The sequence below is a fragment of the Arthrobacter sp. PTI12 genome, from assembly GCF_056679915.1.
The window spans coordinates 3,020,439-3,043,633 of the sequence record NZ_CM155256.1 but is presented as its reverse complement, the minus strand read 5'-3'; the positions used below and the strand labels follow the sequence as shown (position 1 = coordinate 3,043,633).

The 23,195-nt window shown below is 65.1% G+C and carries 21 protein-coding genes; 13 read left to right on the top strand and 8 right to left on the bottom strand.

From position 1 onward, the window contains the following. Positions 1-17 precede the first annotated feature (17 nt). On the top strand, positions 18-797 hold the full coding sequence (locus AC1MBU_RS14530) for an enoyl-CoA hydratase/isomerase family protein (RefSeq protein ID WP_346027279.1): 780 nt from the start codon (positions 18-20) through the stop codon (positions 795-797). Between the two features lie 68 nt (positions 798-865). Next, entirely contained in the window at positions 866-1,462 is a 597-nt protein-coding gene (locus AC1MBU_RS14525) for a nitroreductase family protein (RefSeq protein WP_277357704.1), read from the top strand. Between the two features lie 323 nt (positions 1,463-1,785). Here the strand turns inward: AC1MBU_RS14525 and AC1MBU_RS14520 are convergent, their stop codons facing one another. From AC1MBU_RS14520 to AC1MBU_RS14510, 3 genes are all read right to left on the bottom strand, one after another. Beyond that, positions 1,786-2,490 carry a class I SAM-dependent methyltransferase gene (locus AC1MBU_RS14520; protein ID WP_479787714.1) on the bottom strand — a complete coding sequence of 235 codons (705 nt, stop codon included), beginning with the start codon at positions 2,488-2,490 and terminating at the stop codon, positions 1,786-1,788. After that, positions 2,487-4,049 (bottom strand): AAA family ATPase, encoded by a 1,563-nt coding sequence (locus tag AC1MBU_RS14515; RefSeq protein ID WP_479787713.1) that lies wholly within the window; start codon positions 4,047-4,049, stop codon positions 2,487-2,489. Before AC1MBU_RS14515 ends, AC1MBU_RS14520 begins: the two co-directional genes overlap by 4 nt. A 162-nt stretch (positions 4,050-4,211) precedes the next feature. Next, positions 4,212-4,355 (bottom strand): hypothetical protein, encoded by a 144-nt coding sequence (locus AC1MBU_RS14510; RefSeq protein WP_479787712.1) that lies wholly within the window; start codon positions 4,353-4,355, stop codon positions 4,212-4,214. Between the two features lie 386 nt (positions 4,356-4,741). Here AC1MBU_RS14510 and AC1MBU_RS14505 point away from each other — a divergent pair, with 386 nt between their 5' ends. Beyond that, positions 4,742-4,942, top strand: coding sequence for a helix-hairpin-helix domain-containing protein (locus AC1MBU_RS14505; protein WP_479787711.1), 201 nt, complete (start codon positions 4,742-4,744; stop codon positions 4,940-4,942). A 107-nt stretch (positions 4,943-5,049) separates the two neighbouring features. Here AC1MBU_RS14505 and AC1MBU_RS14500 read toward each other — a convergent pair whose 3' ends face one another. Then, complete coding sequence (locus AC1MBU_RS14500) at positions 5,050-5,493, bottom strand: Lrp/AsnC family transcriptional regulator (protein WP_479787709.1); 444 nt, start codon at positions 5,491-5,493, stop codon at positions 5,050-5,052. Between the two features lie 214 nt (positions 5,494-5,707). Here AC1MBU_RS14500 and pdhA point away from each other — a divergent pair, with 214 nt between their 5' ends. The 4 genes from pdhA to AC1MBU_RS14480 are packed head-to-tail and all read left to right on the top strand — an operon-like array spanning position 5,708 to position 10,428. Further along, on the top strand, positions 5,708-6,874 hold the full coding sequence (pdhA, locus tag AC1MBU_RS14495) for a pyruvate dehydrogenase (acetyl-transferring) E1 component subunit alpha (RefSeq protein ID WP_479787707.1): 1,167 nt from the start codon (positions 5,708-5,710) through the stop codon (positions 6,872-6,874). A 2-nt stretch (positions 6,875-6,876) separates the two neighbouring features. Beyond that, positions 6,877-7,947 (top strand): alpha-ketoacid dehydrogenase subunit beta, encoded by a 1,071-nt coding sequence (locus AC1MBU_RS14490; RefSeq protein ID WP_346027273.1) that lies wholly within the window; start codon positions 6,877-6,879, stop codon positions 7,945-7,947. Beyond that, positions 7,944-9,521 (top strand): dihydrolipoamide acetyltransferase family protein, encoded by a 1,578-nt coding sequence (locus AC1MBU_RS14485; protein WP_346027272.1) that lies wholly within the window; start codon positions 7,944-7,946, stop codon positions 9,519-9,521. Before AC1MBU_RS14490 ends, AC1MBU_RS14485 begins: the two co-directional genes overlap by 4 nt. Positions 9,522-9,561: 40 nt before the next feature. After that, a complete protein-coding gene (locus AC1MBU_RS14480) occupies positions 9,562-10,428 on the top strand; it encodes an MBL fold metallo-hydrolase (RefSeq protein ID WP_277357697.1) in 867 nt (288 codons plus the stop codon). On the opposite strand, the gene AC1MBU_RS14475 is transcribed toward AC1MBU_RS14480, so the two are convergent. After that, complete coding sequence (locus AC1MBU_RS14475; protein ID WP_479787706.1) at positions 10,363-11,055, bottom strand: dTMP kinase; 693 nt, start codon at positions 11,053-11,055, stop codon at positions 10,363-10,365. The two genes, AC1MBU_RS14480 and AC1MBU_RS14475, sit on opposite strands and share 66 nt — an antisense overlap. 180 nt (positions 11,056-11,235) lie before the next feature. On the opposite strand from AC1MBU_RS14475, the gene AC1MBU_RS14470 reads away from it, so the two are divergent. Genes AC1MBU_RS14470 through AC1MBU_RS14460 form a run of 3 tightly spaced genes read left to right on the top strand, consistent with a single transcriptional unit; the run spans position 11,236 to position 13,391 of the window. Then, positions 11,236-11,721, top strand: coding sequence for a cupredoxin domain-containing protein (locus tag AC1MBU_RS14470; RefSeq protein WP_082565812.1), 486 nt, complete (start codon positions 11,236-11,238; stop codon positions 11,719-11,721). Further along, on the top strand, positions 11,714-12,172 hold the full coding sequence (locus AC1MBU_RS14465) for a hypothetical protein (RefSeq protein ID WP_471672066.1): 459 nt from the start codon (positions 11,714-11,716) through the stop codon (positions 12,170-12,172). Before AC1MBU_RS14470 ends, AC1MBU_RS14465 begins: the two co-directional genes overlap by 8 nt. Before the next feature lie 10 nt (positions 12,173-12,182). Next, on the top strand, positions 12,183-13,391 hold the full coding sequence (locus tag AC1MBU_RS14460; protein ID WP_479787705.1) for an MFS transporter: 1,209 nt from the start codon (positions 12,183-12,185) through the stop codon (positions 13,389-13,391). A 28-nt stretch (positions 13,392-13,419) separates the two neighbouring features. Here AC1MBU_RS14460 and AC1MBU_RS14455 read toward each other — a convergent pair whose 3' ends face one another. Then, positions 13,420-14,334, bottom strand: a complete 915-nt coding sequence (locus tag AC1MBU_RS14455) for a phosphatase PAP2 family protein (RefSeq protein WP_479787704.1) — start codon at positions 14,332-14,334, stop codon at positions 13,420-13,422. Positions 14,335-14,454: 120 nt separating this feature from the next. After that, positions 14,455-16,446, bottom strand: coding sequence for a fibronectin type III domain-containing protein (locus AC1MBU_RS14450; protein WP_479787703.1), 1,992 nt, complete (start codon positions 16,444-16,446; stop codon positions 14,455-14,457). Positions 16,447-16,573: 127 nt separating this feature from the next. Here AC1MBU_RS14450 and AC1MBU_RS14445 point away from each other — a divergent pair, with 127 nt between their 5' ends. From AC1MBU_RS14445 to menD, 3 genes are all read left to right on the top strand, one after another. Further along, the gene (locus AC1MBU_RS14445; protein ID WP_479787701.1) at positions 16,574-17,554 is read left to right on the top strand and encodes an o-succinylbenzoate synthase; all 981 of its coding nucleotides are present in this window, start codon (positions 16,574-16,576) and stop codon (positions 17,552-17,554) included. Positions 17,555-17,715: 161 nt separating this feature from the next. Further along, on the top strand, positions 17,716-19,854 hold the full coding sequence (locus AC1MBU_RS14440) for a PhoX family protein (protein ID WP_479789801.1): 2,139 nt from the start codon (positions 17,716-17,718) through the stop codon (positions 19,852-19,854). A 114-nt stretch (positions 19,855-19,968) separates the two neighbouring features. After that, the gene (gene menD / locus AC1MBU_RS14435) at positions 19,969-21,672 is read left to right on the top strand and encodes a 2-succinyl-5-enolpyruvyl-6-hydroxy-3-cyclohexene-1-carboxylic-acid synthase (RefSeq protein ID WP_479787700.1); all 1,704 of its coding nucleotides are present in this window, start codon (positions 19,969-19,971) and stop codon (positions 21,670-21,672) included. A gap of 48 nt (positions 21,673-21,720) precedes the next feature. On the opposite strand, the gene AC1MBU_RS14430 is transcribed toward menD, so the two are convergent. Then, the gene (locus AC1MBU_RS14430; RefSeq protein ID WP_346027263.1) at positions 21,721-23,133 is read right to left on the bottom strand and encodes a D-alanyl-D-alanine carboxypeptidase family protein; all 1,413 of its coding nucleotides are present in this window, start codon (positions 23,131-23,133) and stop codon (positions 21,721-21,723) included. Positions 23,134-23,195 lie beyond the last annotated feature (62 nt).

Below are 23,195 nucleotides of genomic sequence, written 5' to 3'. Positions count from 1 at the left end.
AGAAGAGGAGCGGTCGCTTGATCGACCTGACCATTGACGGCAACGTCGCCGAGATAGTCCTGGACGCGCCAGAGAAGCTGAACTCCCTCAACGAGGAGGGGCTGTCTGAACTGTCAAAAGCGTACGACGACGCCGCCTCCGCTGCCGCGGAAGGCCGGGTCCGCGCGCTGCTGCTGCGGGGCGAAGGAAGGGCTTTCTGCGCCGGGCGCGATATTTCGCAGGTAACCCCCGAAACCGACGACGCCGTTGCCTACCTGGACGGGCTGGTCACCCCGCTGCTCAAGAAGATGGCGGCCTTTCCCGCTCCTACTTTCGCCGCCGCACACGGCGCCTGTCTCGGGGTAGGACTGGGTCTGTTGATCGCAACGGACGTGGTGTACGTTGCCGACTCAGCGAAGATCGGGTCCCCGTTCGCCAAACTGGGTGCAACGCTGGACTCGGGCGGGCATTGGCTGTTCACTGAACGGCTCGGCGCGCACCGCACGCTCGACCTCATTTATACAGCCGATCTGATGAGTGGTGCGGACGCCGTCGCTTCTGGACTCTTCAGTAGGGCTTTTCCGGCGGAGGAGCTGTTGCCGTCAACGAGGTCCACGGTGGAGCGGGTTGCCGAGGGTGCTACGGGTGCATTCCGCGCGTCGAAGGAACTGGTCGCATCCATTCGTGACCGGAGGCTTGGCTTGTGGGAGTCGGTTGCTGACGAGAACACCGTCCAGGGCGAGCTCTGCAGCAGCCCGGACTACGCCGAAGGATTCCGGGCATTCCAGGAGAAAAGGGCGCCCATTTTCAAGGGGTGACGGCGGCAGGAGTCCTATGTCACAGCCGATTCTGGAATCTCGCCGGAATTCAACTGGTTGTCGCAAGCATGACCTCGACAACACTCGATTCCACCGTCCGCAACGCAGAGACCAGTGTCCCGCTGGTTCCACTGCTCGACGAGCGCTGGAGCCCGCGTTCGTTTGACCCTACAGCTACCCTCACAGACGAGCAGCTCACTGCGCTGCTTGAAGCAGCACGCTGGGCGCCGTCTGCGGCGAACAGCCAGCCCCGCCGCTTTGTTGTGGGCCGCCGCGGGAGCACCACATTCGATGCGATTGTCAAGGCACTCATGGGATTCAACGCTGCGTGGGCAGGAAACTCGTCAGCGCTGATTGTAGCTATTGCGGAGACCTCCACAGTCGAAGGCGAGCCGCGGCAGTGGGCAGAGTATGACCTGGGGCAGTCGGTGGCACACCTCTCGGTTCAGGCACATCATGAGGGTCTTCACACCCACCAGATGGCGGGCGTCGACTGGGACCAGATCACCGCGGCCTTTGATCTGGCGGACAATCTGAAGCCGGTCACCGTGACCGCCGTCGGAGTTGTGGATGAGGCAGAAAAGCTGGTCGATGCGCTTGCTGAGCGTGAGACGGCTCCGCGCACGCGCTTGTCGCTGGACGAACTGGTTCTGGTCCGCGACTGAACGCGAATTCGATACGCTAAAGCAACCAGTTATGCAACGGTTTGAACTCAATACTGCGTAATCTGCGGTGAAGAGCCGACATTTGTCTTTTCGTGGCATTTACTGGGACAGGTGGCCGGAGCAGTCTGCCGGGGGGCCTCATGGGGGATGGTGACATTCAGAACGGGATGTCACCTCCAGTACGGCGGACGTCCGGTCACCACTTTCCTCGTCGTAGTGACTCCAAGATCCAGTCTCCACCTCGGGCTAGCCTAGGCGAAGCTGGTCCAACAACTCCAGTTCCTCGGATCGGCTCAATCCGGACCTGCGTTCACGCTCTTGCGTCAGCCGGCTTCGAGGACAAAGAAGATGAAGGACAGGAACGCTGTCTTCTCACCGTTCAGGATGCGCTTCGGAAGGAGTTCGCGCGGGGTGTCTGGAGATGGTGCTGGCTCGCTCACAGTGACGATGCGGTATCCCACCGATGTGAAGGCGTCGATCATCGCGTGAAGTGGCCGGTGCCAGAAGGTCAGGACCGCGGGTTCGCCATCGAAGTCGTAGTCCTCTGAGTATTGCCGGAGCGCGAAGTAGTCCTCGTCGGGCTGGGTGATCACGCTGACCGTGGGGTGGTTGACCGACAGGATCAGGCGACCCCCCGGCTTCAGCACGCGCCACAGCTCGGCAAGCGGTGCTGACCAGTCCTCCAGATAGTGCAGGACAAGGGACGAGACAACATCGTCGAAGGAATTATCGGCGAAAGGCAGCGGTTTGCTGAGATCGGCCAGGCACAGGTCCGCTGTCGCCCCCAGACGCTGTCGTGCCAGTTCGAGCATCGCGGGGCTGGAATCGAAGCCGGTCATGACAGCCCCTCTCGCGCTCAGTGCCGCGGACAGCGGCCCGGAGCCGCACCCTGCGTCAAGGATCCGATGCCCGCTAACGTCGCCGGCGAGGGCGAGCATCGCCGGCCGCTCGTAGTAGGCGTTGAGAAGGCTGGACTCGTTCTCCGCCGAGTAGCTGTCAGCAAAAGCGTCGTAGAGGTCGGCTTTCACGAATCCTCGCTCTCGCGGTCGACGACATCAGGTTGTGGATGCTGAGCGTCCGCTACATCCTGGTGGTCGTCAAAAGTCACGGACATGGTCGAGCCATACGCCGGCGCATAGGACCCGGAATAGTGCTCGGCATGAGGGCGATACCCGAAGGACGAGCTGCCATCTTCCCCCGGCCCGTCTGTTCCCCGTTGAGAGTTGCTACCCAGCAGGCTCCGGGTGAGGGCGGCACCGTCGGCCATCAACTCATTCACCGCGACTAGCAGGTGATCGTCGCTCAAGGGAGTCGCATCAGAAGCTGCAGCAAGCACGGCACGGCGAACGAGTTCCTTAGTGAAAGAGGCCGTCGTTCCCTCCGTTCCTACCGCTGCCGCGTGGACAGCTTCGGGACTGAACGCTTGCCGCGGTGCGTAAAGCCTCAACAGGGCGGCGCGTTCACCCTCATCCGGAAGCGGAATCTCGACAGCGAGGTCCACCCGGCCGGGACGCTGCGCAAGGGCGCGTTCGAGCATGACCACACGATTGGTCGTAAGCACGAACGTGACGTCCGCGTCATCATCGAGGCCGTCCATGGCGTCCAGCACTTCAAAGAGTAGAGGTTGCGGGCCATGGCCGAAGCTGCGGTCTTCCGCAATGAGGTCACAATCTTCAAGCACCACGATGGACGGTTGAAGAGCTCGTGCCATCCGGGCTGCTTCACCCACATGGGCGAGCGTGCCTCCGGACAAGATGATGGCCGTTGTTCCCGGGCTGGCGCCCAATAAGTAACGAACTGTGTGTGTTTTGCCCGTGCCGGGTGGGCCGTACAGCAGAATCCCGCGCTTGAGATGTTGTCCAGCTGCGACAAGTTCGTTCTTGTGGGCGGCAATTCCGAGGGCATGCTCGCTGATCCTGGCAAGGAGACCGTCAGGTAACACGATCTGGTTCCTGGTCAGATCCGGCCGCCGGTGGAATGTGACGCCCGCGCTACTAGGACCGAACTCCTCGACGGTGAAGGAGAGTATTTGTCCTTTGAGGATGCTTTCGCGCTGCATACGGCGCCGAAATACGGCGAGGAAGTCGGCTGTGACCGCCGCATCCGCACAGAGCACTTCCATTGAAGCGAACTGCCGACCATATCGGGGTTCCGCGTTGCGCTGCAGGAGTGCGATTGGTTCGCCGTTGTGGTGAAAGAGGCGCAGACCGAGCGCAACAGTTTGTCGTTGCTCGTCAGGACCGACTGGCAGATTGGCGTAGTCGGGCTGCGAGAGCGGAAAGTTGGGATACATGTCGGACTGCTGGACCATGTCGCTCAAGGACATATGGTGCCTCTGGTCACCGCCGCCGATGCCAGTCAGCGTGCTGTTCTCGCCCACGAGCGAGGCGAGAATTATATCCGCGTCGACCAACCGGTGAACAGGCACTTCCTCAACAACCAGCGGAAGGGACGATGGCGGAGCGCCGAGGTGGGCAGCCAAGGCATTGACCAGTTCCCGACCACGTTCCGAGGTAGGTTGTGCCGACTGCACAAGCCTGACCATCGCACCGAAATCACTAACAAACTTCGCCGTATTGTCCCCCATGCAAGGAGGCTAGCAGCCCCCGTCAAGAAGCCACTCGGGTGGCCCCACAAGAAGTGGGAGGTGAATCCAGCGGGTCCGTCCGTGTATTTATCGGCTTGCGCCGCTCATCCAGTTCTGAGTGTTCTGCTAAACGCGGTTCATGGAGCGACAAGAGGAGGACCGTTATTCCTCGGGGTGGTTGAGCGGTGGAGAATCAACGTCGTTGGTCTCGCGCTCTTCTCCATCTCGATCGTTGTGGATGCGCTTCAGGGAGACTCCCTCCAGGTAAGACGGTACAGGAGGGTCTTTTTCTTCATCACTTGTCATGTCCAAATCCTATGGACCACAGATCCCGCTTGGCGGCAAGAATGCACTCGCATCGGCGGCATTCCTAGGTAGCCCCGAAACGTCGTACCCGGCGGCCCGCAGAATCGCTCAGCGTTCGAGCACTGTGCTTCGGTCCTGATGAGTCCGCTGCCTTTCGGTAGTCTGTAGCGAACGTCTCAGTCTTGTGTTTGGGGGAAGTCAGTGCAGGTTGGTGGGATCGATTTCGTTATCGTCATGCGTCGACCAAGGGGCTAAAGAGTAGTCAGCGCACGCCCTTGCTTGGTCATTGTGTGCGGACGACGCCGGTGTTGCAGTGACCTCGGCGCTGAACGGTTACCGCTAAATTGCGCCACTCCTGCATCCCGACCACAAGTGAAGGAGACGGTATGACCGACAACAGCGGTGCTTCCCGCGACCGGGGCCCGACATTCGACGGATTAAAAATCGGTCGGGCAGCAACCGGCGCCCTCATCGACGCTGGCTACGACTCGCTGCCGGACCTACCCGCCAACCTCGATGAGTTAAGTGACATCCACGGAGTCGGCCCAAAGGCCCTGAAGCTATTGATGAATGCACGCAATCTGTAACCGGCGGGATGTCTGCCAGGGCAATTCCCCGTCCAAAGGCCCCCATGAGGACCACGCTCAATAAACCAATAAAACCGTCTTCGGAATTCCTCCTCCGCCGGGCACTCCTAGCGCGTATCCATGTCCTCAAACACCAGGAAGGTCTGGGTGTCCAGCACGCCGGGCATGGACTGCAGCTGATCGAAAATGACCCGCCGAAGATCCACATTGTCTTCAGCGCGAACCAGCAGGATGACGTCGAAATCGCCGCCCACCAGCGCAACGTGATGCACCTCCGGGATGGCACGCAGCTGCTCCCTCAACTCCCGCCACGAATGCTGGCGCACTTTGAGCGTCACATAAGCCGAGGACCTGAGCCCTGCCTTGATCGGGTCAATAAGCGCAGTGAACTTCGTCAGCACGCCGCTTTCTGTCAGCCGCGCAATCCGGGAATACGCATGCGCCCGGGAGATGTGAACGTTCTCGGCCACCGCCGTGACTGAGAGCCGGCCGTCGCGGGTGAGCTCGGCGAGGATCTTCCGGTCCACTTCATCGAGCGGCTGTTCCGCCATCTGTCTACACCCTTGTTAGTTATCCAGCTCACATTGTCGATATGTCTGCAGAATCAGCCACAGAACGACTATTCTTCCACGATATTGCCGGATTGTGGATACGAATCGGATGGCAAACGCATAATTGAGCAACAGATACAGTTCCTCAGCCATGGGCCGAGGATGCCAAGGCAGCGAAGCCGTCCCTCACAGTGGAACGGCTGAGGGAGGCAGTATGACCATTTCAACCGGCAACTCCGCCAACAACCAGTTCGGCGAGTCAATGAAGCCCACCGGTCGCAGCAGTGACCAGGGCCCTACGGCGGAGGAATACATGCTCCCGTCCGCCCAGCCGGTCCAGCTCGTGGACCCCAGCGGCGAGCACATTCACAATGACCGCTACCCCCTGCCCGACGGCGAAGCTCTCCTCAGCGCCTACGAGAAGCTGGTCGTCGGCCGCCGCATCAACGATCAGGCCAACGCACTGGTCCGGCAGGGCCGGATGGCTGTCTACCCCTCATCGCACGGGCAGGAGGCCTGCCAGGTGGCTGCCGCCGTCGTGCTTGAAAAGGATGACTGGCTCTTCCCGACCTACCGGGACACCGTTGCTGTCATCACGCGCGGCGTGGATCCCCTTGGCGTGTTGACGCTCCTGAGGGGCGACTGGCATTCCGGATATGACCCCTACGAGTACAAGACCGCCACCCAGGCAACGCCGCTGGCTACCCAGCTGCTCCACGCCGTCGGCGTGGCCCACGCGGCCAAGCTGCGCGGTGAAAACACCGTGGTGCTGGCCCTGTGCGGTGACGGCGCCACCAGCGAGGGTGACTTCCACGAGGCCCTGAACTTCGCAGCCGTGTTCCACGTGCCGGTGGTCTTCCTGGTCCAGAACAACGAGTACGCCATCTCGGTTCCGCTGAAGCACCAGACCGTGGCGCCGTCGCTGGCGCACAAGGCGATCGGCTACGGCATGCCCGGCGAACGCGTGGACGGCAATGACCTCGCTGCCATGCTGTCCGTGCTGGGCAAGGCAGTTGACCGAGCGCGCGACGGCGGTGGCCCGGCACTCGTTGAAGCCCACACCTACCGCATGCAGGCACACACCAACGCTGACGATCCGTCGCGGTACCGGGCCCAGTCCGACGTCGACGAGTGGGTTCCAAAAGACCCGATCACCCGCATGCGCACCTACCTGGGCAACCTGAACCTCCTCACCACAGAAGAGGAGCAGCGTGTCGCCGGGGCGGCCGAAGAGACGGCCAGCACCCTGCGGGACGGCCTCAACTCCGAGCCGGAGATCAACCCGGCGGACCTTTTCGAGTACGTCTACACCGAGAAGACGAGCCAGCTGCGCGAGCAGGCCGCACTCCTGGCCGACGAGCTCTCACGGGAAGGTGCCTAGCCATGACTGACACCGCAGTTCGATCCGGCTCGGCCGAAAAGGCAACCGCGAACAAGACAGGGCTCCAGCCGCTCACCTTCGCCAAGGCGCTGAATACCGCCTTGGCCGATGCCATGGAAGCTGACCCCTCCGTGATCATCTTCGGCGAGGACGTCGGCCCGCTCGGCGGCGTCTTCCGGATCACGGACGGGCTTACCGCGCGCTTCGGCGAGGAGCGCTGCTTCGATACACCGCTCGCGGAGTCCGGCATCATGGGCATGGCAGTCGGTATGGCGATGAACGGGATGACTCCCGTCGTCGAAATGCAGTTCGACGCCTTCGCCTACCCCGCCTTCGAGCAGGTGGTCAGCCACGTCGCGAAAATGTCCAACAGGACCAAGGGCAAGGTGAAGCTGCCGCTGGTCATGCGCATCCCCTACGCCGGCGGCATCGGGGGAGTGGAGCACCACTGCGACTCCTCGGAGTCCTACTACGCACACACACCCGGGCTTACGGTTCTGGCCCCCGCCACCGTGCGCGATGCCTACCTGATGCTTCGCGACGCCATCCGCTTCCCCGATCCCGTGGTCTTCCTTGAGCCGAAAAAGCTCTACTGGACCAAGGAGACACTGGATCTGGACGAGCTTCGCAAGGAAGCCGACGACGCCGCCATTACCGGTTCAACGGTGGGCCGCGCCGTGGTTGCCCGCTCCGGAACCGACGCCACCCTTATTGCCTACGGACCCTCCGTGCCGACGGCGCTGGCCGCCGCTGAAGCGGCTGCGGCCGAAGGGCGCAGCCTGGAAGTCATCGACGTGCGCTCGCTCGTGCCGTTCGACGACGAGACCGTCACCGCCAGCGTGCGGAAGACGGGACGCGCCGTCGTCATTGCGGAAGCACCGGGGTTCGCCTCGGTCGCCGCCGAGATCGTTGCCCGTGTGCAGGAGCGCTGCTTCAACTCACTGGCTGCCCCCGTGCGGCGTGTGACCGGGTTCGACATTCCGTATCCCGCACCCAAGCTCGAGCACTTCTTCCTGCCAAGCGTTGACCGGATCCTCGACACCGTGGATGAACTGCAGTGGGAGGACGCATGAGCGCCATGACAACGAGCCCCTCGGTGAAGGTGTTCCTGCTGCCTGACCTCGGTGAGGGCCTGACCGAAGCCGAACTGGTGAACTGGCTCGTGGCCGAGGGGGACACCGTCTCCGTCGACCAACCGGTGGCCGAAGTGGAGACGGCGAAATCCATGGTGGAGGTACCCTCTCCGTTCGCTGGCGTCGTTGCCCAGTTGCACGGTGAAGCCGGGACCACCATCAACGTTGGCGCTCCCCTGATCTCGGTGCGGCCCGACGGCGCAGCGGCCGAGACAGTGGCTGCCACAGCAGCTTCCACGGGTAACCCTGACGCTGAGGCGTACCGCGAGGAGGAACGAGCCGGGGTCAGCGTGCCTACGGACGCGGAGGTCGCCGCAGCGCCGGACGCCGCGGAATCAGCTGCAGAGTCGGGTGAAGGTTCGGGCAATGTCTTGATCGGCTACGGCACCCCCGGAACCGGTACCGGAGGCCGGACCCGGCGTCGCCGGGGCGACGCCGGTTCAGCCGCGGTCTCAACCTCCGCTGCGGCAGCGGAGGCGCCGGCGAGCATGGAAGCGCCGGAGACCGCTGAAGTGCCGGCAACGCAGACGCAGGACTCACCTGTGGCAGCGTCCGAGCAGCGTGCAGTGCTGTGCATCTCGCCGCTGGTCCGCAAGCTTGCGCGGGATGCCGGCCTCACTCTGTCCTCTGTCGAGGGTACGGGCGTGGACGGCATGGTCCTGCGCCGCGACGTCGAGCGCGCTTTGCAGGCTTCCGCCGGAACGTCTGGTGAAACGCAGGAGACCCTGCCCAGCACCAGCAGGAATCAAACCACCAGCATCGATCAGAGCACCGCTGGGGGAGTGGACCAGGATCGCCGCAGTGGTCTGCAAATCGCTGAGCGCATCCCCGTCCGGGGCGTCCGCAAGGCGGTAGCCGAGGCCATGACCCGCAGTCGGCGCGAGATCCCGGAAGCAACGGTCTGGGTGGACGTCGATGCCAGCGCGCTGCTTGACCTGCGCACCGAGCTCAAGCGCAGGCAGCCGGATGCAACGCCCGGCCTGCTGGCATTTGTCGCACGGTTCGCACTGGCCGGGCTCGCCCGGTACCCGGAACTGAATACGCGCATCGTCGAGCGTGAGGACGGTAGCTCGGAGATCCTGAAGTTTGACGGCGTGAACCTCGGTATCGCCGCGCAGACCGACCGCGGGCTTCTGGTTCCCGCGGTTCAGCGGGCCGACCGGATGAGCGCACGGGAACTGGATGCGGAGATCCGGCGTCTTGCCGCCGTCGCACGCGAGGGCAAGGCGACACCCGCGGAACTCACCTCAGGTACGTTCACGCTGAACAACTACGGTGTGTTCGGCGTGGACGGCAGTGCAGCGATCATCAACCACCCGGAGGCCGCGATCCTCGGGCTGGGACGGATCATTGACCGGCCGTGGGTCGTCAACGGCGAGCTCGCCGTCCGGAAGGTGACCGAGCTGACGCTGACCTTTGACCACCGTGTCTGCGACGGTGGTGTGGCCGGAGGCTTCCTGCGCTACGTTGCCGACGCAATAGAGAACCCGGGCGGCGTCCTCGCGGACCTCTGACGATTACGCTTAGCGGACAGCCGCCACCAGAGAGGAACCCATGTCCGAGCGAGAAGACGAACAGTCCCACCCCTGGACCCAGTTGGGAGACCGCGTGTGGATGCTTCGGACCGATCCTTTCGGCCTGAACACCGGACTGGTTGTGGGAACGGACCGGGCGCTCGTGATAGACACCGGGGCGGGGCCGGAACAAGCAGCCCGGATCCTCGACGCTGTGCGTGGGCTGACTGACCTGCCGCTATGCGTGGTCAACACCCATTCGCACTTCGACCACGTGTTCGGCAACGCGTATTTTGCCGCCCACGGCGCTGAGGACTTCTGGGCAACTGACCGGTGCGCCGCAGTCGTTCGCGAGAGCGGCGAGGAACAGCGTGCGGAAGTTGGCAAGACAGAGCCGGCGATGGCCGAGAACCGCGGTGATCACACGGCTATCCACCCGGCCGACAGGCACGTTTCGGGATCGCCGGTGGATCTGGACCTCGGCGGTATCTCGGTTACCCTGTTCCACCTGGGCTTCGGTCACACGGACAACGACCTTCTGGTTGGCGCCGGCAACGTGCTGTTCACCGGTGATCTGGTCGAGGAGGGCGCGGATCCCGGTTTTGAGGATTCATTCCCGGCGGAGTGGATCCGCACGCTGGGCAAGATCACGGCGCTCGATGACCTGTATGACGTCTTTGTCCCCGGTCATGGTGCGCCGGTGGACGTCGACTTTGTGGCCACGCAGCTGAACAAGATGCGCAGCGCCGTTCGGGTCACGAAGGTAGCCATGGACGAGGCATCGGTGGACATGACCAAGGCCATCCCGATTCTCCCGTACGGCCCGGAGCAGTCGCGGGCGCTACTGACTCGCCTGCGTACCCTCGCGCACTGGAAGTGGCTGGAGCGCCAGGGCAGCAGCAACTGACGACGAACCGGGCGTGCGCAGCCGGGCCTCGATGTGCTTCGCGAGCGCCTCGGCAATCTCTGCCGCGGTCCCGTTCGCATCCACGAGGGCGTAGTCCTCGAACCCGGGCAACTGCCGGTAGGAAGCGTCCAGCGCAGTGAGGAATTCAAAGGTTTCCTCGTCGGTATTCCGCGACGCAACGCGGGCCTGCGCCGTGTTCGGGTCAACGCTGAGGTAAACCACAAGATCGGGCTGCGGCAGAATGCGCAGCAACCAGGGCAGCAGTCGGCCGGCGTCAAGACCCCGCTCCCGCCGCAAGGCCAGCTGGCACTGCAGGTGGCGGTCAAAGAGAACGACACCCCGCCGTCGTCGTGCCTGCAGCGTGGAGCGCAGCACTGCAAGCACGCGGAGGAAACTCTCGACTGCATCCAGGAAGCGGCTTCCTAGCAGGGATTGAGCGGTGTGCGAGTGCCGTGACGCCCAGCGGTCGAGGGTTCGCCGGCCGCCGGGATTGCGAAACAGCGCCGCCTCGATGCCGTCCTCCCGGAGCTTGCGAACAACTGACCGCGCGGCCGTTGTTTTGCCCGCTCCGTCGATCCCCAGCAGGACCACGCGGAGAACCTGTGGATTCCTTGGGAACCGGGTCATTTTCACCTTTCACGGGTGTACTCTCTGTGAACAATCATCGCAAGGGCGGCTGGACGAAGACTGATAGCGCCAGTATCACTCTGTCTCTGCAGTTCATCCGGCTTCCCACAGCGAAGACCAGGTGAGAGGGATGCATGCTCCCGGGGAAGCCGGTGGTGAATCCCGCCGGAATGGAGAGCAATGAAAATCACGCGTAGTGCCCTTGGCCTGGTCCTTGCTGCAGCGCTCATTGGAGTGGCCGGCTGCGGTTCAGGCGGCGAGCCGACCAGTGAGGCGCCGCCGGCCGAGACCAGTAGTGCGGCCGAGCCCACGGCAGAGGAGACAACCGCAGCTGCGGAGCCCAGCGAAGCGGCCTCGGAGGCGCCCAGCGGGGCAGCTTCGGAGGAGCCCACGGAAGAAGCGCCGGCCGAGGAAATCGTCATCACCATCCGCAACTTCGAGTATGAGATGCCCGACTCCGTGCCCGCGGGGGCGGAGATCACGGTAGTCAACGAGGACACCGCACCCCACACGGTGACCACCACGGAAACCGAGGACTTCGACGCCATTGTGCAGGGCGGGGAGACCGTAACCTTCACTGCGCCGTCCGAACCGGGTGAGTACCCCTTCATCTGCACGTACCACCCCAACATGACGGGGACGCTGGTGGTGAGCAGCGATGGCTAACGCGGCAACGCACGGGCGCGTTGCCCGCGGGCGCGGACGCTCGGCTCCGCTGCTGATGGTGATCCGCGTGGTCATTGCGCTGGGGTTGGCTGTCGACGCCTACGTGCACTTCATCCTTGCTCCCCAGTACCAGCAGGCTTACCCCGACGGCATGGGCGGCGGGACTCTTTTCCGCATCCAAGCAGTGGCGGCCATCCTTGCGGGGCTCTACGTACTGATCCGCGGAAGCCGCCTGTCCTACGCCATCGCCGCGCTGGTTGCGCTCTCGGCCTTCGCCGCCGTCGTGCTGTCCGTCTATATCCAGCTCCCACAAGTGGGCCCGATTCCGGCCATGTATGAACCGCTGTGGTTCTTCGAGAAGACGCTCAGCGCGGTTGCCGAGGGCATAGCGGGAGTTCTCGCCGTCGTCGGCTTCTTCCTGGTTCCGCGGAAGGACACTGCACTGCGCTAGCGTGTGAACGGTGCCCCAGGAACCGTTCAACCTCCGAAAGATTGCCGTTGGCGCATACGGCCCCTCACTCCTGTACGGCGCGGCAACGGGGTCCATCATCCCGGTCATCGTGCTCTCTGCCACTGAGCTGGGCGCCGATGTGGCGACGGCGGCGCTCATCCTCACGCTCACCGGCATCGGATCGCTGGTCACCAACGTACCTGCGACGCTGATCACCTCCCGGTTTGGGGAGCGGTGGGCGCTGGTAGCGGCGTCGCTCTGGTGCTCGGCGGCGATGATCCTTGCGCTGTCGGCGCCTAACCTGGCCGTATTCGCGGCTGCGATCTTCATGGTCGGTATGGCAGGGGCGGTATTCGGGCTCGCGCGCCAGAGCTACCTCACTGAGGCGGTGCCCGTTCACTTCAGGGCGCGCGCTCTCTCGACCCTCGGTGGAGTGACCCGGATCGGTGTCTTTCTGGGGCCGTTCGCCGGTGCGCTTGCCATGAGTTTTCTGGGGCTCGACGGCGCCTATTGGGTGGGTGCCGGAGCTACCCTCGTTGCCGCTGTCCTCAGCTTCCAGGTTCCCGAGTTGGGTGGTCCGCGCGCGTCCCCAGGCCAGGGCACGGCGGCTGCGGCTGCGGCGCCGCCGACCCTCCAGGCAATCTTCCGAAGCCACGCCCGGGTCTTCGGCACCGTAGGCGTGGGAGTGCTGCTGATCGCCGCGGTCCGGGCCACCAGGCAGGCCGTGCTGCCGCTCTGGGCACAGGAGATAGGGCTGGACCCCGCAACGACGGCGCTCATCTATGGCCTCTCCGGCGCCATCGACATGCTGATTTTCTACCCCGCGGGCAAGGTGATGGACCTTTACGGCAGGCGCTGGGTGGCGGTGCCCTGCATGCTGATCATGGGAGTGTCGCTGCTCCTCCTGCCGCTCACGCGTGACGCGCTGAGCCTGCTGGCCGTCGCGTTGCTCATCGGGTTCGGCAACGGGATCGGCTCGGGGATCGTCATGACGCTCGGAGCAGACTTCTCACCATCGCCTGGGCGGCCGCAGTTCCTCGGGATCTGGCGCCTGCTGACGGATGTGGGGACCATGGCCGGTCCGGGAACCGTGTCTGCCGTGACGGCTGCCGCGTCCCTGGCGGGAGGTATCTGGACAACGGGCGCGCTGGGGCTCGTGGGGGCGGTTGTCATGTGGCTGTGGGTGCCGCCGAGAGAGCCGCGGGGGCGTCAGCGGTAGCGTGCCGCCGAAAAGGCCCGGCCGAGGCTCAGCTCGCGGCGCCCTGCAGCCGAGCCTGGGAGCCGAACAGCCAGCACGCCGTAGCGCTCAGCGTGTAGCCCACCCCAACGATGAGCGAGAGGCCGGACCAGAAGAACAGCGGAACGCCGGCCGTGCCTGGAACTGGAGCAGGGCCGATTGCCTGAACATACACGTAGAGACCAAGGGATAGCGCCAGGCCCAGCAGGCCCGGGACCCAGCACAGTGCCAGCCAGGCCCGGGACGCACCCCAGAACCTTCCAAATCCTTCCCACACGTTCCAGCGGTTTCCTGAGCGCAGGATCAAGAGCCCGCCGATGAGCGTCCAGGCTCCAACCACCAGGTACGCGGCCACGACGTCGGCCGGCCGGTGCCACAGGTTGATGAACGTCGCAGCCCCCGCAAGAACGGAATAGGTGCCGCCGGCCGCTGCAGCCAGCGGGCGCCAGCGGGGGGACACAACGAGGAAGATCGCCGCAGCGGCAGATGCAGCCAGCGTTGTATGCCCGGACGGAAGTGAGTTGAAATCAAGCGTGGGCACGCCGCGGTCCGGACGGTCAAAGAGGACGTTCTTAAGGATCTGCGTTGTGAGATTGGCGCCGATGATGGTGCCGAGCGCTATTCCGGCAGCCGCCCACCGCCGTCGTCCGAGTGTCACAAACAGAATCACCGCTGCCGCGATGAACACCGAAATCAGAGGCAGGCTGTCGAGGAACCGAAGGAAGGGGCCCTGGGTATCGGGTGCAGCTATGCCCGCTTCCGCCCACGCGGACTCGTCTGCGAACTGCCCAGTGGTGGTGCGGACAAACGCCCAGTAGGTCCACCCCACAGCGACAAAGCAGCCAAGCGCCCCGAGGACAAACAGCACTGGGTGCCGTGCGGCTGTGGAAAAGCGGCGTGCCGTTCTCGAGTGCTGGGTGTTCACCTGTTTAACACTGACACAGCGCCGCGTTGGTTCCTGAATCGGATGGGTTCGAGCCGTTCACCACAAAGGCCCGCCCGCACCCGCGAGGGTGCAGGCGGGCCTCACCTGGTGAAACCACGGCTACCGGGTTGTGACAGGTACCGTGATGGAGCCGCCCGCCGAGGACGTGATGGTGATGGTCGCCGTCGCGGGGGCGGTTGAGTTCCGCGTGCGGATTGTCCAGCTGCCGTCAGCCGCAACGGTTGCCGTACCAATCAGCGACCGTGCGAGATTCGTGCTCCGCGCAGTGATCGTGTTACCGGCAGTGATGGTTGCCGTCCCGGTGATTCGCCATTCACGGCGGTCGGAGCGGAACTGCGCCGATGCCGTGAGCTGGTCGGCTGGGGTGACGGTTGCCGAAGCCCCTGTGCCGAAGGTCGCCGGTGCACTGTTGCCTGCCGCGCTGGTTGCGACAAGTTTCAGTGAGTACGCCGTACCGTTGGTGAGCCCGTTCAGCACTGCGGTGCGGGCTGCGGCGTCTGTTGTCATTGTCACTGGTGTTCCCGTTGCCGGAGTGGCGGTCAGGATGTAACCCGTGATCGGCGTGTTCGCGGCAACGGCCGCTTGCCACTCGACTGTTGCAGTCCCGTTGCCCACAGTGGTCCGCACGACCTTCGGTGCCGCGGGCGCCTGGAGGGTGACTTGCACGGGAGTGAAGGCTGTCGGAGTTGCAGACGTGTCACCTGCGGCGCTCAGCGCGGTGACGACAATACCGTACGCCGTGCCGGGCGTGAGTCCTTCAAGCCGCGCGGAGGTTGCGCCGCTTGCGGCCGTGACGGTCTTTGCGACACCGGCACTGGTGGTCGCATCGACGCGGTATCCCGTCACTGCGGCGCCGTTGGCGGTCGCAGCTGTCCACGTGACATCCGCCGATCCGGCCAGGGTGCCGTCCTTCACTGCCACGCTGCCTGGAGCCGTTGGTGCAGTGGCTTCGGAGACTGCTGTCGCAGAAACGGTGACGTTGCCGCCGGAGGCAGGCATGCTCGCCTGACCGTTGAGTGCAACGACGCTGACCGGGTAGACCTGTCCACCCACCAGACCCTGAATGGTGGCCGTGGTGGCGGTGGAGCCAACCTTGATGCTTACCTCCTGGCCGAGCACGGTATCCGCCGCGATCACCTGGTAGCCGGTGATAGCCGGGGCATCCGCGGGAACGGTTGCTGGTGCCCAGGTCGCCGTGAGGGTGCCGTTGCCGGACGCCTTCGCGAAAACCTCAGTGGGCTGGTTGGGGGCCTGCCCTGCCGGACCGGCGGGGCAGCCACCGAAGCCCGGGCCGTCGATCTCCTTGAATTCGGAGATGGTCAGGCCAAGCTGAGCCTCGACAGTTGCCGGCTCGGCCTGCCAGCTCGCGACCGACGGATCTCCCGCGAAGGCTGCGTCCTGTTCCGCCTTCGAGAAGAACCCGTACGTGACGGTGAACGCGCCGTTTGCGGCCGTACCATCCACGGTGTAGCCCGCCGGTACCTCATCATCCGGCCAGCCGATTGCCCGTTCGCCGATCCCCATGTCCCGCATGTCCGGATTGACGATCTCCACACCCATGCGTGCCGTGTCCACGTCGGTGCCGTAGGTACCCTTGACGACAACCCTGCCCTCGACGTCTCCTGCGATATCGGTGGCCGGAAGGTCCTCCCTCGTCACGGAGGTGATGACGGCGGTTCCGGCGTTGGCGCCGTCTCCACTGCCATCCGCGAACTCAACGCTGACCACATCCTTGCCGGTGATGTTGGGCGTGACCACATCCCAGCAGACGCCGCCGGGGTGGTTCACCTCGAGGAAGCCGGTTGCGTCGACCACCCCGTGGGCAATGCCGATCAGGTTCCCGTCGCGGGTGACCTTGATGGTGGCATCCTGGCCTGCCTGGGCGGTGTAGCCCTCAATGGCCACCATGTCCCGCTTGGTGAAGATTTCAACGTTGCCGGGACCTACCGGCGGGTTGGCTGCCATGACGACGGACGCTCCGCCGGCCAGAAGGGCCAAAGTGGTGGTTCCGGCAAGCAGGGGAAGGGTGCGCCTGCGTGAACGCGGCGCGTCAGTGGGTGGAACGGACCTAACGGGACTTCGTGAATTCATCACGCATCCTTTCGTGACGGAGCGGACGGGCCCCGAGGATGATGCGCAGGACGGTCGCCTGCTGAAGAAACAATCGCGGATGGAACTTGGGAATAACTTGGCCACTCGTTATCACTACGCTGGTGGCATGAAGCAACCCACTGTCGAGGAACTGCTGGCGTCGGCGCGCGTCGTCTCCGTGCCGATGAGCGTCCGCTTCCGCGAACTGACCCATCGCGAGGCCCTGATTCTGCAGGGACCGGCCGGCTGGGGCGAATTCTCACCCTTTCCCGAGTACGACGACGACGAGTCGGCTACGTGGCTCCGCGCCGCAGTGGAAGCCGCCTGGCACGGATTCCCGACGCCGGTGCGCAGCCGTGTACCGGTGAACGCGACCGTGCCTGCGGTGCAGGCGTCCGGCGTCGAACCTGTCCTGGCGCGGTTCGGCGCGGTGAGCGCGGTCAAGATCAAGGTGGCGGAACGCGGGCAGTCCCTTTTCGACGACGTCGCGCGCGTGGCGGAGGTGCGCCGCCTCCTCCCGGAGGCAAACCTGCGCATCGACGCCAATGGCGGCTGGAGCACGGCCGAGGCACTGACCGCGCTGGAGTCTCTTGCCCCCTACTCACTGGAGTACGCCGAGCAGCCCGTGATGGACACAGCAGACCTGCGCGCAGTGCGGCTGGAAGTGCAGCGGCGCGGACTCCCGGTGCTCATCGCCGCTGATGAAAGCGTCCGGAAAGCCGAAGACCCGCTGCGCGTCGCCCGGGAGGACGCGGCGGATCTGATCGTTGTGAAGGTCGCGCCGCTCGGAGGCGTGCGGAGGGCACTGGACATCGTGGCGCAGGCGGGACTTCCCGCGGTCGTCAGTTCTGCACTGGACACCTCGGTGGGAATTCAAGCCGGAGTGGCCCTGGCGGCGTCGCTGCCGGAGTTGCCGTATGCGTGTGGGCTGGCAACGCTGTCGCTGATGGACGGCGACGTATCGCCTGAGCCGCTACTGCCCGACGGCGGCTGGTTGCCGGTGCGGCCGCTCACCGTTACGGAAGAGCTTCTTGATCGTCATGAGGCTCCGCGGGACCGTGCGAACTGGTGGCTCGAGCGGCTGAAGCGGGTGTCCGGGAAGCTGTAGGGATCCGGCAATGCGTGACGGCCGGTATTCGCCGGTCGTTGGGTTTGCGTTCACCGAAGGACCCTCCAAAGGTTCATTTTCCTTGTCAGGGTGGGACGGACCCCACATCTGTACACCGGAAGGTTCCTCAAGTGAGCGACACCAAGCGCCGTCTCCTGCCCATGCTCGGCCACACCAACGGCAAGCGCAGCGCCGTCACCTGCGCACTGAAGTGCGACAACGCCTGCGCGTCCGCGGTCTGCAACACCAGCAGCAACAACTACTTCCGCGACATCGTCTCCAACGAGCTCTCCCGCCGCAGCGTCATGGGCGCAGGAGCCGTGGGCGCCCTCACCATGCTCATCGGCGCCAACGCACCGCAGCTGGCGCCGGGCGGAACGGGCATTGCACCCGCCGTAGCGATGAAGCGCCACGGTGGAAAGGGGAAGCTGAAGTTCACGCCGATCGACCCGGTGGACGCGCTCGTTGACGACTTCACTGTTCCCGAAGGTTTCGCCTGGCGTCCGGTGATCCGCTGGGGCGACCCGCTGTTCCGTGGTGCTCCAGCGTTCGACGCCAACAACCAGAGCGCCGCCGCGCAAGCGCAGCAGTTCGGTTACAACTGCGACTACACCGACATCGTCGAGATTCCCGGCAGCAAAGGCCGCCGCGCCGTCCTGTTTGCCAACCACGAATACACCAACGAGAGCATCATGTTCCCGCCGGAACTTCCCGCCGGCGAAGTACGGGCCATTGCCAGCGCGGCTCACGGGCTCTCCGTCGTCCAGCTTGAGCGGAAGAACAAGAACGCGCCGTGGAGCTACATTGTGGGCGCGGGCCTCAACCGCCGCTACCTCCTGGATACCCCGTACGAGTTGACGGGCCCGGCGGCCGGATCCGAGTTCGTGAAGACCATCGATGACCCTGCAGGACGCACCATTCTCGGTACGCTGGGCAACTGCGCCGGCGGCACCACGCCGTGGGGCACCATCCTCTCCGGCGAGGAAAACTTCAACGGCTACTTCATCACCCCGGGAACGTCCGACGCCGACCGCCGCTACGGTCTCACATCCCGGCCCACCGGGCGCGCGTGGGAAACCGATGAGCCCCGTTTCGACACCCGCAACGCCGGCTACGCCAACGAAGCGAACCGGTTCGGCTACATCGTGGAGGTCGATCCATTCGATCCGAACTCCATACCGAAGAAGCACTCCATGCTGGGCCGCTTCAAGCACGAGGGTGCAAACGTCATTGTTGCGGGCGACGGCCGCGTGGTTGCCTATTCAGGCGACGATGAGCGCTTCGACTACCTCTACAAGTTCGTTTCGAAGAACACCGTCCGCACGGGAAACAGCGCCGAGGACCGCAGGGCAAACATGGAGCTGCTCTCCGAGGGTTCGCTGTATGTGGCCCGCTTCCAGGGCAACTCCGTTCCGGAAATCGACGGCACCGGTGCGCTTCCCTCCGATGGTGCATTTGACGGCGTCGGCGAGTGGCTGCCGCTGATCATTGACAACGAGTCCGCCGTTCCGGGCATGAGCGCCGCTGAGGTTGCGGTTTTCACCCGCCTGGCAGCGGACAAGGTGGGACCCACAAAGATGGACCGCGCCGAAGACGTGGAGCCCAACCCGGCAACCGGCAAGGTGTACGTCGCGTGCACCAACAACACCAACCGCGGCGTACCGGGCCAGGCTCCGGTGGACGAGGCAAACCCCCGCACCCGCAACCGTGACGGGCACATCGTGGAACTCACTGAAAACGGCGGCGACCAGACCTCCACACGGTTCACCTGGAACCTGCTGATGGTCTGCGGTGATCCCGCCACCAACTCGAGCACCTACTTCAGCGGCTACCCGACGGACAAGGTGTCCCCGATCTCCTGCCCGGACAACCTGGCGTTCGACACTGCCGGCAACCTGTGGATTTCCACCGACGGTCAGCCGGGCACCATCGGCTACTGTGACGGACTCTTCCGGGTGGGCCTCGAGGGCAGCGAACGCGGCCGGGTGGACCAGTTCCTCGCGGTTCCGCGCGACGGCGAGACCTGCGGACCGATCATCCACGACGATGAGCGCAACGTCTTCGTTGCCGTTCAGCACCCGGGAGAGGACGGTGCCTGGGGCGCCCAGAACTCCCTGTTCCCCGACTACGTCGAGGCGGGCACTGCTCCGAAGCGCGGCGAAGGCGCCCTGCCGCGCCCGTCGGTCATCCAGGTCTTCCCGGCTGAGCGCGCAGGCAAGGGCGATGACAAGCCTGGCCGCGGACACGGCAAGGGGAAGCCGCGGACGGACGACAACCGCGGGGGCCGCGACGCCAAGTAGCGCCACAACACAGGGGAACTTTGGTGCAGCTCCGGTGGGTTCGACCGGCCGTCGACCCGCCGGATCTGCGCAAAAGTTCCCTGACGTGGTGCGTAGGGATGTGAGGATGGGGGAGTGGACTCTATCGAATCAGCCCGCCGCGTGACTGCAGCCCTCGCTGCCGCCGGAATCACCGACGTCGTTCTCGCTCCCGGATCGCGTAGCGCACCTCTGGCCTACGCGCTCGCCGAGGCAGCGGAGCGCGGGGAGCTCCGCATCCACGTGCGCATTGATGAACGGGTGGGTGCCTTCACCGCGCTGGGCCTCGCGCTCGGTGCACAGCGGCCGGCCGCCGTCGTCACCACCTCCGGAACCGCTGTGGGGGAACTGCTTCCGGCGGTCATGGAAGCGAATCATGCCGCTGTACCCCTCGTGGTTCTCTCCGCTGACCGGCCGGAGGAGCTGCGCGGAACCGGCGCCAACCAGACCACCCGGCAGCCGGGACTGTTCGGTGTCCACGTCCGTGCCGCCATGGATGTCCCCGCCGGAACCGATCCTGCCCCCTTCCTCGCCCGGGCGCTCGCCGAAGCGCGCGGAGCCAGCGGTCCGGCCGGTCCGGTGCACGTGAACCTGGCGTTCCGGGACCCGTTGGTGCCCAGTATTGACGGCGCCGTGGGCTCGGCTGGGGCAGCGCGCAGCGAGGCGGGAACGGAGCCCGGAACGGCGACAGCAACAAGCGCAGTCACAGCACCAGACATAACAACCGCACCACAACGGACGACGACGACGCCTGCACCTTCCGGTGACGGCGCGCGCACCGTTGTGGTCGCCGGGCACGGTGCGGGGGAGCTGGCGGCGGTGTTCGCGCAGCATCTAGGCCTGCCGTTACTGGCTGAGCCCTCGTCGAACGCCCGGTTCGGCTCGTCGGTGATCGTCGCGTACCGGCTGCTTCTCGAGCGGTTCGGCCCGCAGATCGAGCGCGTTGTTGTCTTTGGTCGGCCCACCCTCTCCCGGCCGGTCGCGGCGCTGCTGACCAGGACGGACGTGGAACGCGCCCTGTATGTACCGGAGCCACAGGCCTGGTTCGAGGGGGGCAGGCGCTCCGAACGGCTGATCAGCACGCTCGAGGAGCTGTTGTCCTTCGCCGGCCGCGGCGCAGACGGCTGGCTCAGCGAATGGCGGAAAGCCGGGGCCCGCGCCGAGGCCGCTCTGCAACTGCATCTCGCGGACGAGCCGGTGCTGACCGGACTGCACGTGGCGGATGCAGTGTGGGAGAACACGACGGACAATCTCGTGCTCGGGTCCTCCAACCCCATTCGCGATGTGGACCTGATGGCCACGGGTGACTGGCACCCGCTCGAGGTGTACGCCAACCGGGGTCTCGCCGGGATCGACGGCACCATCTCCACCGCAGCCGGAATCGCGCTCGCAGCCGGAATCCCCACCCGGCTCCTTGTCGGTGACCTGACCTTCCTCCATGACGCCGGCGGCCTTCTGCTGGGGACGGGCGAAGAGGAACCGGACCTGCAGGTGGTAGTGCTCAATGATTCAGGCGGCGGCATCTTCGGGCTGCTTGAGCACGGGAACCCGGCAACGCTGGAGCGTTATGGATCCGCCGTCGAACGCTTGTTCGGCACGCCGCACTTCGCTAACCTCGCCGCTCTGGCGGAGGGGTACGGCGTGCCGCATCGTCTGATCAGCACAGCCGACGAGCTGGACGCAGCGCTGGAGGATCCGATCAGGGGCCGGTCGGTCCTGGAGGTGCGGACCGACCGCGCCGCGCTGCGTGCCATGCACGCGCGGGTGAAGCAGGCGGTGCTGGACGCCGTCGGGCGCTGACCGCAGCTCAGCCTCATCCAGCGGAGCAGGGCGCCGAGACTGCCCCGCTCAACGGAACAGCCGGTAGGTCTGCCAGCCGTGGCCGATGGTCGCGGCAGCTCCCCACCGGTTGCCCGGCATCGGGTAGTACCGAAGTTCTCCCGCAGCTGAGCGCGCCCGCAGACCATATGAACCGGGACCCTGGAACCCGGCAATGGCCTTCACACTGTCCATCCCCTGCCACCCATGGCCGATCACACGCCGGGCTTCATTGACGAACGCACCGGCTCCTGTGGAACGGTACAGTGCCAGCTGTCCGTTGGTCCGGATGGCGAGGATGTCCTGGTTGCCGTCGCGATCCCAGTCGGCCTGAGTGAGGCGCAGGTTTTGCCAGCCGTGGCCTATCCTGGCGGGCGCTGACAAACCGGCGCCGGCGGTGTTCGCGTAGTGCCACAGCACGCCTGCACCGTCCTTCGCCACCACGGAGGGGAACCGGCTGCCGCGGAGCCAGGCTCCCACGGTGATGTCGTAGCTTCCCCAACCATGACCTATGCTGATCGGCGCCCGGAATCCGCCGCCGAACTGACCGCGGTACAGCGTCAACCGGCCGTCATTCCACTGCGCAAGGATGTCCTGGAGCCCGTCGGCATTCCAGTCGGTGCTGAAGCCCGCCTTGAGCGTGGACCACCCGGCGCCGAGCCGCGCACGCGGACGAAACCCGTTGAGGAAGTTTGACGGATATGTCCACGACGTTCCCGTCGAGTCGACTGCGACCACGTCGGAGGAGTGCTTGATGGGCGGGTTGGAGCCGTTGTAGTAGTGCTCCATGGTGGGGATGCCTCGGGTCCGCATCTCGGTGGCCACGGACCTGCCGACATAGCGCAGGTGCCACGGCTCGAAGGTGTAGCCGGTGGTGGACTGATACCCGTCCGGGTAGCGGATGATGAACCCGTACCGGTGCGCATTCGCTGCCACCCAGCGGCCGCCCGCCGTGGTGGCGAAGCAGGCGTTGAGGCCGCATGAGCCGCTGAGGTTGCCGACGTCGACCGCCAGCCCGGTCTGGTGCTCGCTGTGGCCGGGACGGGCAGAAATGGTGTCCGCGACCGCCTGGCCGTACTGGGCCACGTACGAGTTGTACAGCGCAGCCTGCTGGTCATAGGAGCGGTACGCGCTGACCACGGCAAGCGGCGCGCCGGCGCTCCTGGCACCCGCGAAGAGGTTCTGCAGATTCGCCGACACTTCACGCCGGAGCACATAGTTGGTCCCGGGGAAGAATACGAGATCCGGCGCAATGTACCGGAGGGGATTGAGCGGCCGGGACTTGGTCACCAGCACCTGGATGTTGCCGGGGTCAGTCACCGGGAGCGCGGCAACGGCCGGCGGTGCGGTAAGCAGCCCGGTGAGCAGAGTGAAACAAACGACGACGACGGCGGCGAACCGCGCTCTCAGGCGCGGCCGTCCGGCGGTGGGAAGCTCGGACATGGGATTCCTGGGGTAGGGGAGACCAGGCGGGTTGGTGCGTATATTTTTGCACGCACCAACCC